We start from the raw sequence: 13,583 nt of genomic DNA, 5'->3' as shown, positions 1-13,583 counted from the left end.
TCATATAACCCGTTGAAATCTTTGATTTCAGGCAGGGCAACGTGGTTCAGGTTTTTGTATGTTGGCTTTAGCCGCGCTTGGCCGCGGCCCGGTCCAGCGCTGCGTTTACATCGTCTGCGGACATCCCTTCGGCCACCCCACGACGCAACAGCGCCTGATCGCTCTCCGGAGCCAGCCCGCCCACGGGCGGATCCGTGTCGAGGTTGGTGGGGAAGGGATAGCCTTCGGCTGCGGCCGCAATCGCGGCCTCCTGTTCCAGCCCCGACACCTGCCCCAGATGCGGATAGACGGCCTTGGCCATCGCCAGCCGGTCCAGCTTTTCCAATGACCGCCCCATCGGCGACGACACCTGCAACAGGTTCGCAAGCCGGTGAATATCCGGCGTGCGGTTCGCCCCCGCCGCATGAAACAGCGCCGGGTTGAAGAACAGCGTATCGCCCTTTTCCAACGGCACCTGCACCGCGTTTGCATCAAACGCCGCCCGGAATTCAGGTTGGCGGAAGCTCACATAACCCGCCGGGTACAGCTGCGAATAAGGCAAAAGCTGCGTCGGGCCAGACTCGACGGACATGTCGCAATGCGCAATCGCGCCCTGCAAGGTCAGCAAGGGGGACAGCAGGTGCATGTGCACCGGGAACGCCGCCGCCTCTTCCGCCGTCATGAAGCCAAGGTGATAGTCGCGATGCGCCTCCTGCGCCGCGCCACCGGGCCGTACAAGATTGACCTGCGATGTCATCTGATAGCCACGGCCCAACCACGCCTCGCTGATCGCGTCCAGCGTCGCATTCGCGAAATAGCGCACAAACAGATCCGGCGCGCGCAAACACAGCTTTTCCTGCACGTTCCAGATGCGGTCATTGGCGCCGGATGCCGCAAAGTGATCGGCGGCCTCGCCCTTGGATGCGCGTTCTTCGGCGATGATCTCGTCAAAGAGTGCTGCCGCCTCATCCAGAACGCGCGTGTCGCTATAAGCGTGCTTGAGGACGACGACCCCGGGCCCCGTGTTCAAAACTGCGGCCCACTCGGCCATCAAAGCGCGGCGGCTGTCGTGATCATTCAGATCACCGCGCAGCGCGCCCATGTCATAGATCGGCACCTTGGCCTCGATCCGCGCGGCGCGGGGGCACATGTCGGGTGACGTTTCCCGCGCGATCAGCGCGTTGAACTCTGCGATGTCGCACTGCGCCACATCGAAATATCCCGGTTGCGGTTCGATCCGATCTTTCATGGTGCAAATCCTCCCGTCCCCGAGGCTAGGAGCGAACCGCGATCAATGCCAGTCGGAATGTATACAGGCCGCCCCGAAACCGGGGCGACCTGCAGGGCGTGGCATATGCTTCTACTGGGTGGGGACCGCACATGTCATCCACGCCGCCTGCTCGTTCAGAATGCGAAACGCGCGCCAATGTTCAGCGACACGTTACTCAGATCACCACTCACCACACCGGTGGATGCACCTGTCGGAGCAAACCTGTTGGATTCGATATCGAAAAAGCGCCGGTACCGCGCATCCGCCGTCAGCGTCACGCTGTCCGACACATCCCACGCAACACCCGCAATCAGCTGCGCGCCAAAGGCGGTGTCGCTTTCGTTGACCTGCACGCCGGGGCCATAGATCAGGTCCTGCGAAAACCGGCCAACCCCGACGCCCGCGCCGACAAAAGGCGTGAACGCGCCGGAGGACGCAAAGTCGGCATAGATGTTGGCAAAGAGCGTTGTGGAGTCGATGCCGCCGCCCACGTTGATCTCGGCCGCGGGGCCGTTGCCGGAAAAGCGGATTTCGTCGGCATCCGCCTCGCCATAGCTCAGCTCGATCTCGCCGCGCACACCGATCTGATCAGTGCTCAGGCCGGAAAACGTGCGCCCGATCCCAAAGCCAAGCTGATAGCCGGTGTCATAATCGGTATCGACCGTCTGCGGCGCGCCGCCAATCAGGCCGTCTGTGTCGAGGCTGCCGTTGAACGTCGCCCCGCCAAAGACAAAGCCATAGGTGTCCTGTGCTGCGGCATCCGTGGCCAAACCGGCCCCGAGCGCCACCGCAACGGCTGCGCCTGCGGCATGTGAAGTGAAAAATCGCATCGTGTGGTGTCCTTTGTTCCATAGTGGCAAAGGACAAAGACCTCAGCAGGTCAGCTTATGCGTTCACGCCTTTTCACCGGGTCGTTACCAGCCGATGCCCGCGCCCGGATCACGCAAGCCATGCAGCCGCCGCGCAGCATGGGTGGCAAAGCCCTGGATCACCGATTTGCGCCGCGCAGGGGCCAGCTTGTCTTCGGGTGCCATGCGCACGATCTCTGCGTCATAGGCATCGGCAAGGATCAGACCGCTGTCATCGGGCAGCAATTCCACCGGAAACTCCGAATCCACGGCCCAGAAAAACCGGTCGCACCATTCCAGATATCCCTGCCATTTCTGGTCCGACATGAAATCCGCGCGGCTCGATTTGCATTCCACCACCCAGATTTCGCCCTTGGGCCCAAGCGCCATGACATCCACCCGCAACCCGCGCGCCGGCACCAATTCTTCGACCGTCGCCCATCCCAGCGACGCAAAATGGCGTGCCACGCCACGGGCAAGCAATTGGCCCGGCATCAGGCTGGGGGCTTCAATCAAATCGGTCATGTGCAAACATATGAACAAAGTGTGAACAAAAGCAAGCGCCGCGCCTGCCCCCTTGGCGCGCCCGTTCGCAGCGCATAGCTTGGGCCAGTCGGAGCAAAGGGGCACACCAAGATGACAGATGACAATCGCCTGACAGAGGCGGAAGCGCGCGGTGTGCGCTATGCCCGCGAGTTGGAAGGGCATCTGGGCTGGCTCGACACGTTTTCCGGCACGGCCCTCGGCGTGCTGGCGACGGCATCGGGTATCTACACGTATCTCGGGGTGTCCTCCCTGCTCGATGAGATTGGCGCGGTGTCGGTGCTGGCCGCAATCGCCTATTCGGTTGCGGTGTCGGTGGGGATCTTTGTGTTCTGGTCGTACATGCTGCGCCTGTTTCCAGCGGTGCGCGCCGCCGGTGACCGGATCAAGCTGATGGCCGCCATGGGCCTTGGATCGCTCGCCATTGTCGCGATGTCGTCCTGGCTGAATGCCGCGGCCCTCGCCGGATCGGCCGCGGTTGAACAACATCTGGCCAAGACCGTGCAGGATTACCAATCGAGCCTCGAACGCGCCCACGAGGTTGCCATTACCGCCCAGGCGCTCGAACGCGACGTGGCCCGCGTGCGCCAATCCTTCGAAGACCTGAGCGAACAGGAGGCCGCGGGATCGCTGTCGGGCCTCGCCGGGCGTGGTGCTGTATTCCGCGTGTTGCGCCAAAAGGCGGGCGAGCTGAGCGGGCTCGAAGGGCAGATCAGCGCGCAGACCCCGCTGGTCGAAGCCGCCTTCGCCGAAGGCAATACCATCCTCAGCCGCATGCGCGCCCTCACCGTTGAACCCGGCCCGGTCGAGGCACGGTCGGTCGAATTTTCCGAACAGGCCGTGCGCCTTGCCGGTCTGATCAGCCAGATGCGCCAGCTCTCGGTGGCCCCGCTGGTCGAACGCGCGGCACAGGATCTGGCCGCGTCCGTGGTCCTGCCGGAACTCGACGGCAGCACCGAAGAGGGCCGCAGCGATCAGGCCGCCACCATCACCTCGGTGCTCGAAGTGCTGGCGCAACGCGCCCAGACGCTGGAGCGCGCCGCACAGAACGTCATTGCCCTGCAACCGGCCAGCGATGTGACCTACACGCCGATTTCCTCGGCGGATGCCGTCATCCTCTATGCCCGCAACTTCGTGCCCTCCTGGGCCGGTGCGATCGCCATTGACCTGCTGCCTGCCGTGCTTGTGTTCATCCTCGCCATCACCCAGGGCGCCATCCGCTCGGGCCGCGAAGGGGCCGCTGTCGAGGACACGCTGACCCTGGCCGAATTGCGCGCCGCGATGGTCGCGATCCGCGACGTGGAAAAAGCGATGCAGGTCACACCCGCACCGGATGCGCCCCCCGTGCGCAAACCCAGGCCCGCTGCCGAATGAGCGTGGCCCCCAAATCCCCCGTCGCCCGCGTTCTGATGGGCGTCCTGATCTTTCAGATCGGGCTGGGCGGGCTGCTGGTTCTGGGCGACATGCGCGGCCTGCGCCTGCCCAGCTTTGGCCCCGACGCCCCACGCCTCACCGAACCCGTCCGCCCCGGCGATCAACGCCGCACGTTCCGCCCGGACCGCGACCGCCCCCGCGTGGCCCCGGCCCGGGATCCGGGACAATTGCCCGAACGGCTGGTGCTGACCCAAAGCACTGGCACAACCTACCGCCTCGAGGGCGGCATTGAGGCCGGCGACGCTGACCGCATCATCGACCAGTTGACCAGCGCTCAGCCCGCGCCGGAAACCCTGATCCTGCAATCCCCGGGCGGCTCCGTTCAGGACGCGCTGACCCTCGGTCGCCACCTGCGCTCCGCGGGCATCGCAACACAAATGCTGTCGGGCGAATATTGCTACTCCGCCTGCCCCTACGTGCTCGCCGCAGGCGCCACCCGCGACATCCACCCCGACGCCTCCGTCGGCGTGCACCAACACTATTTCGGCGAAAACACCCTGCTGCCCGCGGCCTTCGCCGTCGAGGATATCCAGCGCGGCCAGGGTGAAGTCATGACCTACCTCGACGAAATGGGCATCGACCCCCTCGTCATGACCCACGCCCTGTCAACACCGCCCGACCAGATCTACGTGTTGCTGCCCGAGGAACTCGCGCGCTACGGCTTTACCCAGACGTCAGAATAGATCGACGCCCCCGCCCCGTCTCTGTTCCAAAAAATCCCCCCCGGAGGGTCGGCCCGCCAATCGCGCCCCCTTGCCCTGCCGCACCCCGCACCCTATGTGCTGCACAGGCGGGTTCTGCCCCTCTTGTGGACGGTTGCATTCCGGTGGCCTTAAGCAATTCCGAGGGAGCTGGCTCTGTTCGGGCCCTGGTCCGTTTACCTGGCACCCACCTGTATATACAGGTCCTCGGGAATGAGAGAACCGCACGGTCCGGGTGGTCCCGCCACACCTCCTCACCTGCGCACAGATGTCGTTCGCATCCGCGAATTGCACTGCATCCATGCACGCATATCTTCAGCCCAACGCTGACAGAAAAGGAGACAGCCATGTCCCTCAGACCCACACTCGAGACCCGCAAGGCCGTGCCCACCATGGAAGGCGCAGGCGTGCACCTGCACCGCGCCTTCGGCTTTCAGGACCCCAGCGAGCTGGACCCGTTCCTGCTCTTTGACGATTTCCGCAACGATGTGCCCGCGCATTTCGAAAAGGGCTTTCCCTGGCACCCGCATCGCGGCATCGAAACGATCACCTACGTGCTCGAAGGCACCGTGGAACACAGCGATTCGCTGGGCAATTCCGGCACGCTCGGCGCAGGGTCGGTGCAATGGATGACCGCCGGGTCGGGCATCCTGCATCAGGAAATGCCCCACGGCAACGCCGCCGGGCAAATGCACGGCTTCCAGCTCTGGGGCAACCTGCCATCGGACCAAAAGATGACCGCGCCGCGCTATCAGGACATCGCAGGCAGCGATATCCCCGAGGTCATCGACGATGACGGCACCCGTGTGCGGGTGATTACCGGCGCATTCTGGGGCAAACGTGGACCCGTGGACGGCATCGCCGCCGATCCGCAATATCTCGACATTTCGGTGCCCGCCGGGCGGAAAAAGACCTTTCGGATCGACACCTACCGCCGGGCCTTTGCCTATGTGTTCGAAGGGGCAGGCGCTTTTGCCGATGCATCGGACCCGTCGGGCGTTCTGCTGGAAAAGGAGATCGCGGGCCAAGAGGTCAACATCCGCGATCTGTCCGGCGACCGCACGCTGGTCCGCTTTGGCACAGGGGACGAGGTCACCGTGCAGGCCGGCCCCGAAGGGATCCGCTTTCTGCTCATTTCGGGCGCGCCCATCGACGAACCTGTCGCCTGGCATGGTCCCATCGTGATGAACACGCAGGAAGAGCTGCAACAGGCGATGAAAGACCTGCGCAACGGCACATTCATCAAACCGGTGCATTAGGACGCGTCTGCGCAGGCAGACGCGTCCGGTGGCAAGGACACTTTCCCCCGAAAGTGTCGGCCACGCCCCCGATCATTAAACCTCAACGTCACAACCGTCTGCGCAGGCAGACGCGTCCGGTGGCAAGAACACTTTCCCCAGAAAGTGTCAGCCACACCCCAGATCAGCTGCCCCTTCTACAACCAACCGTACATGCAGTCGCACAAATCATCGGAGTATCTCCGACGAACCGTCCCATGGGTCGGTGGGCGGGCGCCTTTCGCCCCTCAGGGCGAAACAGAGCCGCCCACCGACACCATCCGCGCCACCATGTCCCAATACATGTCCTGCACATCACACAGGCTCAGCCGCCCATCCGCCCGGAACCACGTGTTGACCCCCGTCAGCATCGCAATCACGGCCATCGCGGCCACCTTCTGATCCGCAACCGCAAACACACCCTCGGCGGCGCCATCCTGCAAAATCCGTTCCAGCACCGCCTCATAGGCCCCGCGCAATCGCTCGATCTCGGCAAAGTTCTCCGGTGTCAGGTTGCGCAACTCCATATAGGCGATGAAAACCGCGTCCGGGCGCGCGTGGTGGAATTCAATGTGAAACCGCACAAACGCCTCAAGCCCCGCGCGGGCAGACCGGTGGGTCTGCGTGGACACCGCCGCCAGCAATTCGGCCATGTGATCACGCATCAACTCGAACAGCAGGGTCTGCTTGTCCGGGGTATAGTTATAGAGCGCCCCGGCCTGCACCCCCACCTCTGACGCAATCTGCCTCATCGAGACGGCCGCAAACCCGTGGCGCGCAAACAGCGTTTGCGCCACCGCCCGCACCCGCGGGCCGGTGATATCGCCATGTGATCCCTGCGTCCGCGCCATGCGGCTTACGCTAACTGAACGCCCGTTCATATCCAAGCGCCGCTTGCACCCGGCGCGGCAAATGTGCATCACAGTCACAACCATCTCACGCCGGAGCCGCGATGCGCCTTTCCCTTCGCCTTTTGCTTGTGCCCTTCGCGGTGTGCCTCGCGGCCTGCACGCAATTTCCCGAACTGGATGCAACGGTTCCGCCGGAGGCGGAGAACGCGCCGTTTCCGAAACTCGTCCCCATCGCGCCGCTGCTGGCGGCCAATGCCGCCGTGGTTACCGATCCGGAGGCCACGACACAATCGCTGGAGGCGCGCGTGTCGGCCCTGCGCGCCCGCGCAAACCGCCTGCAAAACCGTCCCGTGATCGACCGCAGCACCCGCGCCCGGCTCAGCCGCGCGATCACGACGCCCCAAGGCTGACCGCGACGCGTTGCAGCGCCCGCGCGAACCCGCTACATCGCACCCAGACGTCAACTGAAAGGACCTGCCATGACCACCCCCTTGCGCCTCGGGATTGCTGGACTTGGCACGGTCGGGATCGGCGTCATCCGCATCCTGCGCACGCAGGCCGCCCTGCTCGAGGCCCGCACCGGCAGGCCCATCGAACTCACCGCCATCAGCGCGCGCAGCCGCGACAAGGACCGCGGCGTACCGCTCACCGGCTACGCCTGGGAGGACGACCCCGTCGCCCTCGCCACCCGCGACGACATCGACGTGTATGTCGAGTTGATGGGCGGGACAGACGGCCCTGCAAAGGCATCGACCGACGCCGCAATCGCGGCCGGAAAACACGTCGTGACCGCCAACAAGGCTATGTTGGCCATTCATGGCCAGGCCCTCGCCGAAGCCGCTGAGGCCGCGGGGCGCGCCCTGCGCTATGAGGCGGCGGTGGCTGGTGGCATCCCGGTGATCAAGGCCCTGACCGAAGGGCTCGCCGGGAACCAGATCACGCGCATCGTGGGCGTCATGAACGGGTCCTGCAATTACATCCTGACCCGCATGGAAAGCTCCGGGCTCAGCTACGACGATATCTTTGCCGAGGCCGATGGGCTGGGCTATCTCGAAGCGGACCCGCAACTGGACGTGGGCGGCATTGATGCCGCGCATAAACTTGCCATCCTGTCCTCCATCGCCTTCGGCACGCAGGTCCACTTCGACGGGATCGAACTCGAAGGCATCGAACGGGTCAGCATTGATGACATCCGGCACGCCGGTGACATGGGTTACAAGATCAAGCTGCTCGGTGTGGCACAAAAGACCGGGCGCGGGCTGGAGCAGCGCATGATGCCCTGCCTCGTGCCCGACACTTCGCCCTTTGGCCAGCTTCAGGGCGGCACCAACATGGTCGCCATCGAAGGCGACGCGGTGGAACAGGTGGTCCTGCGCGGCCCCGGCGCGGGCGAAGGGCCCACCGCCTCCGCCGTCATGGGCGACATCTGCGATATCGCGCGCGGCTTCACCCTGCCCGTCTTTGGCCAACCTGCCGCATCGCTCGAGGCGGCCACACCGGCCCGCTCTGTGCTGCCCGCGCCGCACTACCTGCGCATGGCGCTGCACGACAAACCCGGCGCACTGGCCAAGATCGCGACCGTGCTGGGCGATGCAGGCGTCAGCATCGACCGCATGCGCCAGCTTGGCCACAACGATGCCACTGCACCGGTCCTGATCGTGACCCATAAATGCACCCGCACCGCACTGGACGAGGCCATCGCCGCGATGGGTCACACGGACGTTCTGGCGTCCAACCCCGTTGTCCTGCGGATCGAAGATATCTAGCCCACCAAAAGGAAGCCCCGGCCATGTCCACCCCCGAACTCTTTCAGGACCGCCTGCTGTCGCTGGGCCTTGCCCGCGTGTCAGAAGCCGCCGCCCTCGCCTCGGCCCGCCTTGTGGGGCACGGCGATGAAAAGGCTGCCGATCAGGCCGCCGTCAACGCCATGCGCGAACAGCTCAACATGCTCGACATCGCAGGCGTCGTGGTCATCGGCGAAGGTGAACGGGACGAAGCGCCCATGCTCTATATCGGCGAAGAGGTCGGCACTGGCAACGGCCCCGGCGTGGACATCGCACTCGACCCGCTCGAAGGCACCACGCTGACAGCCAAAGACATGCCAAACGCGCTGACCGTGATCGCCATGGGGCCGCGCGGCTCCATGCTGCACGCGCCGGACGTCTACATGGACAAGCTCGCCATCGGTCCCGGCTACGCGCCTGATGTCGTCTCGCTGGACATGACGCCGGACGAACGGGTGCAGGCACTGGCCACCGCCAAAGGCTGCGCGCCAAGCGATATCACCGTTTGCATCCTCGAACGCCCGCGCCATGACGCCGTGATCAAGGCCGTGCGCAGCACCGGCGCCTCCATCCGGCTGATCACCGATGGCGACGTGGCGGGCGTGATGCACTGTGCCGACCCCGACACCGGCATCGACATGTATATGGGCGAAGGCGGCGCACCCGAAGGCGTGCTGGCCGCCGCAGCGCTCAAATGCATGGGCGGCCAGATCTTTGGCCGGCTCCTGTTCCGTAACGACGACGAAAAGGGGCGCGCGGCCAAGGCCGGGATCACCGATCTGAACCGGATCTACACCCGCGACGACATGGTGACCCAAGACGTGATCTTTGCCGCCACCGGGGTGACGGATGGCTCGATCCTGTCCGCCGTGCACCGTGAACCGGGCTGGCTCACCTGTGAGACGCTGCTGATGCGGTCCAAGACGGGATCGGTGCGGCGCATCAACTACCGCACCCCCGTGGACACGGTCTGAGGCCCGTTTGGCGTTTCTGGATGTCGCACAGTCGCTGACCGGGCGCACATGGGTCGGCCCGAGCGCCGAGTTGTCCCGCGCGGCGGAGGCAATGGCGCAGCAAACCGCCCTGCCCCGCCCGCTGTGCCAGATCCTGTCCCGTCTTGGCGTCGCGCCGGACGACGCCGCGGCCTATCTCGCACCCAAGCTGCGCGACCTGCTGCCCGACCCGCGGGCGTTGCGCGACATGGAGCCCGCCGCGGCACGGCTGTTGCAGGCCGTGCAGCAGCGCCAGCGCGTCGCCGTGTTCGCCGACTATGACGTGGATGGCGGGTCCTCTGCGGCGCTCTTGCTCACTTGGCTGCGTGCGATGGGGCGTGACGCGACGCTCTATGTCCCGGACCGCATCGACGAAGGGTACGGGCCCAATGACGCGGCCATGGCGCAACTGGCCGCGGATCATGACCTGATCATCTGTGTCGATTGCGGCACCCTGTCCCACGGTCCTATCGATGCAGCGGTCGGGGCGGATGTGGTTGTGCTGGACCATCACCTTGGCGGCGAAACGCTGCCCGACGCATGCGCCATCGTGAACCCCAACCGGCAGGACGAGGACGGCGCGCTGGCCCATCTCTGTGCCGCCGCGGTGGTCTTTCTCGTGCTGGTCGAAGTGGGGCGACAGCTGCGCGAAGGCGGCGCAGGCGGTCCGGACCTCATGGCGTTGCTGGATCTGGTGGGACTGGCCACCGTTGCGGACGTGGCCCCCTTAATCGGCGTCAATCGCGCCTTTGTCCGGCAGGGCCTTGCCGTCATGGCGCGCCGGGCGCGTCCAGGTCTGGTGGCGCTCGCGGATGTGGCGGGGCTCGACACCGCGCCCACGCCTTATCACCTGGGATATCTGCTGGGGCCGCGCATCAATGCGGGCGGGCGCATCGGGCAGGCCGATCTTGGCGCGCGCCTGCTGGCGACCGCTGACCCGCATGAGGCGGCGGCCCTTGCCGAACGCCTCGACACGCTGAACGCAGAACGCCGGGACATCGAGGCCCGCGTGCGCGCCGAAGCCCTTGCGCAATGCGAAGAACGGGGCGCGGACGGGCCTCTGGCCTGGGCCGTGGGCGATGGGTGGCATCCCGGCGTGGTGGGCATCGTCGCCTCGCGCCTCAAGGAGGCCACGAACCGCCCCGCCATCGTCATCGGGGTCGAGGACGGGATCGGCAAAGGCTCGGGGCGGTCGGTCGCGGGCATCGACCTTGGCGCACCGATCCAGCGGCTCGCCGCCGAAGGACTGCTGATCAAGGGGGGCGGGCACAAAATGGCCGCCGGTCTGACGGTCGCCGCGGACAAGATCGACGCGGCCATGGCCCGTTTGGGTGAATTGCTGGCAAAACAAGGCGCTGATGCGCTTGGCCCGCGCGACCTGCGCCTCGACGGTGCCCTGATGCCCGCCGCCGCGACGCTCGAGCTGATCGAGCAGATCGACGCCGCCGGACCCTTCGGTGCAGGCGCGCCCGGACCGCGCTTTGCCTTTGCGGGGATGCGAATCCATCATGCGCGCCAGGTGGGTGAAAACCACCTCAAGGTCAGTTTCGGCGAAGCAGGCGGCGCACGGCTCGATGCAATTTCCTTTGGGGCCTATGATAGCGCGCTTGGGCCTGCGCTGGAAAACCACGGCGGGGCGTCCTTTCACCTCGCGGGACGCCTGGAAATCAACACGTTTCGCGGGCGGCAGTCGGTTCAGCTGCAACTGGAAGACGCAGCACCGGCGCAGGTTTGACGCCTTCCAAAATTGCGGCATTTTTTCCCTTGCGCGCCACAGAAGAATTCCCTATCTCACGCGTCACGATAGCTGCGTCCCGTTCGTCTATCGGTTAGGACGCCAGGTTTTCAACCTGGAAAGAGGGGTTCGATTCCCCTACGGGATGCCACTATCGGTTACATCTGATTTCCGATTTTCTTCGTACGCGCAGGCCCAACCTATGTTGTGTTTTTGACCGTATTCTCATGGCGGTTGGCCAACACCGCAGTTGGTGAATGACCATGCCAGCGCAACAGAACATGGCTGTTTCATTCGTTTGAAGTGAGTTTGAACCGAACAAGAGGTCCCGTGCTTTGCTCAGCACCGGAGCGAAACAGGTTTTGCACGACCAAGCGACAGACCGCGCATGTGCATCGGATCCAACGCTCTTTTGCGCTGACACCGACTCTTGGCGTGCTCTTAATTCACAGCCCAAGGCCGGGCGGGACCGCCATGTCGGATCGAGTGCCACACGCGCCAAAAAGAAACCGGGTCAACCAACAGCAAACTCTTGCAGCACCAAGACCGATCAGGCGCGGCGCGCGCCGACGGATGTATCTTCGGTCCGCATGGACGGTTCAAAAAAGGTAAGTTGTGCGCGCCCGGCGTTTTTCGACGCATAAAGCGCCACATCCGCGTTATCCAGAACCTCTGCCGTGTTGAACGGGCCGACGGGGTCAAATACGGCAACGCCAATGCTGGCGGACACGCGGCATTCCTGTCCCTGGAACGGGATCGGCTGGATCAGACGGTCGATGATCCGGCCACCGATACTGGCCAGCGCTGCCATCTCATCGGCCATTGGCAACAGAATGACAAACTCATCCCCGCCAATGCGCACCACAGTGTCGGTATCGCGCGTCTCATCCACCATGAACCGCGCCACCGTTTGCAGGACATGGTCGCCCGCGGCATGCCCCATCGTGTCATTCACCGCCTTGAACCAGTCGAGGTCGATCTGCATCAGGCCAAATTTCGTACCCCACATTTCGTAGCGTGCGAGGATGTGATCCATCGCACGGCGGTTTTTCAAACCGGTCAATGTATCGGTAAAGGCTTGTTCTTCCGCCGCAATCTTCGCCCCCTGAAGGCGCAAGTTCAACTTGCGCGATGCTTCCATGGCCGCGGATTTCGCCTCGACCAGGTACAGCATTTCGACCGCCAGATCCGTGGCCGCGAAATCCGCCGATGTCAGCGAAAAATCGGACACCGCATCCACAATCGAAATTCCGAAGGACAGATTGACAATGCACTGGTCCGGTTCCGGACCCGGCACCAACACCCCCTTGACCTCTGTATGCGGTGCATCACGCAGGCGCAGATGCAGCTTTGTTCCGGCCGCCGCACGCAGGTCGTCCATCGACGTAATCGCCCGCGGGCGCTTGAGGTCGAACACCTCCAGAAACCGCTTGCCCGTCAAATCCGTTTCGGGCCACAATTTCCGGACCGTGGGTCCCGCATGTTCGATATGCCCGGTTCCCGACAAGACAATGTGCATCGGGCACAGCACATCCAGCGCCGGTGTCATCACGTCCGTCATCCCGCGCGCGCCCCCAGATCGAACACCCGTCCTTCGGCGAACTCCGTTTCAATCAATGAAATGGCAATCACCTCAGTGCCCTGTCCGCCACCCTGATGTTCCAACAGGGCCAGCACGCCGTAATCATCTGCCATCGCGCGCAAAATCCCCATCATCACGTGGCCATACCCCTCCACCGGGCAATCGCACACGAGGCTGAAATGGCTGGGACCGTGTTCGCGCAATTCGATTCGGGGCAGGTTCAGGTCCGACACCGCCAGCCGTGCCCGGTCGGGCAGATCATCCAGCGATTGCAGGAACTCAACAAAGTTCACGCCACCAAAGCGCAGCAGCCTGCGCAGCGCTTCCACCGTTGGATGCGACACGAGATAGGTGCCCAGATCCTCCATCATTTCGTCGCGCGGACGGTCCAGGACCTGTGCGATGGCATCCAGTAACCGCGGCGTCACCGCATCGTCATAGATCAGCATCGCTTCGAATTCGACAAAGTCGAGTTCGGCCACGCGCGTAGCCTCAACCCATTTGTCGAGGCCATACGCATCCGTTACGAAACACTGGATCGCTCTGTTTATTAAGCCGTGCATCCTGCCGTCGTCCCATTTCCACGC

The 13,583-nt window shown here is 64.2% G+C and carries 13 protein-coding genes and 1 tRNA gene; 8 read left to right on the top strand and 6 right to left on the bottom strand.

Going from position 1 to position 13,583, the window contains the following annotated elements; all coding sequences use genetic code 11:
- Positions 1-67: 67 nt before the first annotated feature.
- The 3 genes from ACERHN_RS15945 to ACERHN_RS15935 all read right to left on the bottom strand — a co-directional run bounded on the left by ACERHN_RS15945 (position 68) and on the right by ACERHN_RS15935 (position 2,622).
- Positions 68-1,228: a phytanoyl-CoA dioxygenase family protein gene (locus ACERHN_RS15945; protein ID WP_415920005.1), complete on the bottom strand. Its 1,161-nt coding sequence runs from the start codon at positions 1,226-1,228 to the stop codon at positions 68-70.
- Positions 1,229-1,383: 155 nt separating this feature from the next.
- Entirely contained in the window at positions 1,384-2,079 is a 696-nt protein-coding gene (locus tag ACERHN_RS15940) for an outer membrane protein (RefSeq protein WP_415920004.1), read from the bottom strand.
- An 84-nt stretch (positions 2,080-2,163) separates the two neighbouring features.
- The gene (locus ACERHN_RS15935) at positions 2,164-2,622 is read right to left on the bottom strand and encodes an MmcB family DNA repair protein (RefSeq protein WP_415920003.1); all 459 of its coding nucleotides are present in this window, start codon (positions 2,620-2,622) and stop codon (positions 2,164-2,166) included.
- A gap of 111 nt (positions 2,623-2,733) precedes the next feature.
- On the opposite strand from ACERHN_RS15935, the gene ACERHN_RS15930 reads away from it, so the two are divergent.
- The 3 genes from ACERHN_RS15930 (at position 2,734) to ACERHN_RS15920 (ending at position 6,034) form a co-directional block, all read left to right on the top strand.
- Entirely contained in the window at positions 2,734-4,014 is a 1,281-nt protein-coding gene (locus ACERHN_RS15930) for a hypothetical protein (protein ID WP_415920002.1), read from the top strand.
- Positions 4,011-4,757 (top strand): hypothetical protein, encoded by a 747-nt coding sequence (locus tag ACERHN_RS15925; protein ID WP_415920001.1) that lies wholly within the window; start codon positions 4,011-4,013, stop codon positions 4,755-4,757. The genes ACERHN_RS15930 and ACERHN_RS15925 overlap by 4 nt, the downstream gene beginning before the upstream one ends.
- A 365-nt stretch (positions 4,758-5,122) precedes the next feature.
- On the top strand, positions 5,123-6,034 hold the full coding sequence (locus ACERHN_RS15920) for a pirin family protein (RefSeq protein WP_415920000.1): 912 nt from the start codon (positions 5,123-5,125) through the stop codon (positions 6,032-6,034).
- Positions 6,035-6,300: 266 nt separating this feature from the next.
- Here ACERHN_RS15920 and ACERHN_RS15915 read toward each other — a convergent pair whose 3' ends face one another.
- Positions 6,301-6,903: a TetR/AcrR family transcriptional regulator gene (locus tag ACERHN_RS15915; protein ID WP_415919999.1), complete on the bottom strand. Its 603-nt coding sequence runs from the start codon at positions 6,901-6,903 to the stop codon at positions 6,301-6,303.
- Positions 6,904-7,004: 101 nt separating this feature from the next.
- Between ACERHN_RS15915 and ACERHN_RS15910 the strand changes: the two genes are divergently transcribed.
- The 5 genes from ACERHN_RS15910 to ACERHN_RS15890 all read left to right on the top strand — a co-directional run bounded on the left by ACERHN_RS15910 (position 7,005) and on the right by ACERHN_RS15890 (position 11,565).
- Positions 7,005-7,313, top strand: a complete 309-nt coding sequence (locus ACERHN_RS15910; RefSeq protein ID WP_415919998.1) for a hypothetical protein — start codon at positions 7,005-7,007, stop codon at positions 7,311-7,313.
- A gap of 69 nt (positions 7,314-7,382) precedes the next feature.
- Positions 7,383-8,669 (top strand): homoserine dehydrogenase, encoded by a 1,287-nt coding sequence (locus ACERHN_RS15905; RefSeq protein ID WP_415919997.1) that lies wholly within the window; start codon positions 7,383-7,385, stop codon positions 8,667-8,669.
- A 23-nt stretch (positions 8,670-8,692) separates the two neighbouring features.
- Positions 8,693-9,661, top strand: a complete 969-nt coding sequence (gene glpX, locus ACERHN_RS15900) for a class II fructose-bisphosphatase (RefSeq protein ID WP_415919996.1) — start codon at positions 8,693-8,695, stop codon at positions 9,659-9,661.
- A gap of 7 nt (positions 9,662-9,668) precedes the next feature.
- Positions 9,669-11,414, top strand: a complete 1,746-nt coding sequence (gene recJ / locus ACERHN_RS15895) for a single-stranded-DNA-specific exonuclease RecJ (protein ID WP_415919995.1) — start codon at positions 9,669-9,671, stop codon at positions 11,412-11,414.
- Between the two features lie 76 nt (positions 11,415-11,490).
- Positions 11,491-11,565 (top strand) — tRNA-Glu (locus ACERHN_RS15890).
- A gap of 399 nt (positions 11,566-11,964) precedes the next feature.
- On the opposite strand, the gene ACERHN_RS15885 is transcribed toward ACERHN_RS15890, so the two are convergent.
- Positions 11,965-12,975, bottom strand: a complete 1,011-nt coding sequence (locus ACERHN_RS15885; protein WP_415919994.1) for a diguanylate cyclase domain-containing protein — start codon at positions 12,973-12,975, stop codon at positions 11,965-11,967.
- Positions 12,972-13,559, bottom strand: a complete 588-nt coding sequence (locus ACERHN_RS15880; RefSeq protein ID WP_415919993.1) for a heme NO-binding domain-containing protein — start codon at positions 13,557-13,559, stop codon at positions 12,972-12,974. The genes ACERHN_RS15885 and ACERHN_RS15880 overlap by 4 nt, the downstream gene beginning before the upstream one ends.
- Positions 13,560-13,583: the final 24 nt, after the last annotated feature.

The organism is Tateyamaria rhodophyticola, assembly GCF_047777875.1.
Classification (GTDB): Bacteria; Pseudomonadota; Alphaproteobacteria; order Rhodobacterales; family Rhodobacteraceae; genus Tateyamaria.
This window is presented reverse-complemented; position numbering and strand designations above follow the sequence as displayed.

Excerpts from the sequence above, each read along its gene's own strand:
- ACERHN_RS15945 (WP_415920005.1), bottom strand. The coding sequence starts at position 1,228 with ATGAAAGATCGGATCGAACCGCAACCGGGATATTTCGATGTGGCGCAG.
- ACERHN_RS15940 (WP_415920004.1), bottom strand. The coding sequence starts at position 2,079 with ATGCGATTTTTCACTTCACATGCCGCAGGCGCAGCCGTTGCGGTGGCG.
- ACERHN_RS15935 (WP_415920003.1), bottom strand. The coding sequence starts at position 2,622 with ATGACCGATTTGATTGAAGCCCCCAGCCTGATGCCGGGCCAATTGCTT.
- ACERHN_RS15930 (WP_415920002.1), top strand. The coding sequence starts at position 2,734 with ATGACAGATGACAATCGCCTGACAGAGGCGGAAGCGCGCGGTGTGCGC.
- ACERHN_RS15925 (WP_415920001.1), top strand. The coding sequence starts at position 4,011 with ATGAGCGTGGCCCCCAAATCCCCCGTCGCCCGCGTTCTGATGGGCGTC.
- ACERHN_RS15920 (WP_415920000.1), top strand. The coding sequence starts at position 5,123 with ATGTCCCTCAGACCCACACTCGAGACCCGCAAGGCCGTGCCCACCATG.
- ACERHN_RS15915 (WP_415919999.1), bottom strand. The coding sequence starts at position 6,903 with ATGGCGCGGACGCAGGGATCACATGGCGATATCACCGGCCCGCGGGTG.
- ACERHN_RS15910 (WP_415919998.1), top strand. The coding sequence starts at position 7,005 with ATGCGCCTTTCCCTTCGCCTTTTGCTTGTGCCCTTCGCGGTGTGCCTC.
- ACERHN_RS15905 (WP_415919997.1), top strand. The coding sequence starts at position 7,383 with ATGACCACCCCCTTGCGCCTCGGGATTGCTGGACTTGGCACGGTCGGG.
- glpX (WP_415919996.1), top strand. The coding sequence starts at position 8,693 with ATGTCCACCCCCGAACTCTTTCAGGACCGCCTGCTGTCGCTGGGCCTT.
- ACERHN_RS15885 (WP_415919994.1), bottom strand. The coding sequence starts at position 12,975 with ATGACGGACGTGATGACACCGGCGCTGGATGTGCTGTGCCCGATGCAC.
- ACERHN_RS15880 (WP_415919993.1), bottom strand. The coding sequence starts at position 13,559 with ATGCACGGCTTAATAAACAGAGCGATCCAGTGTTTCGTAACGGATGCG.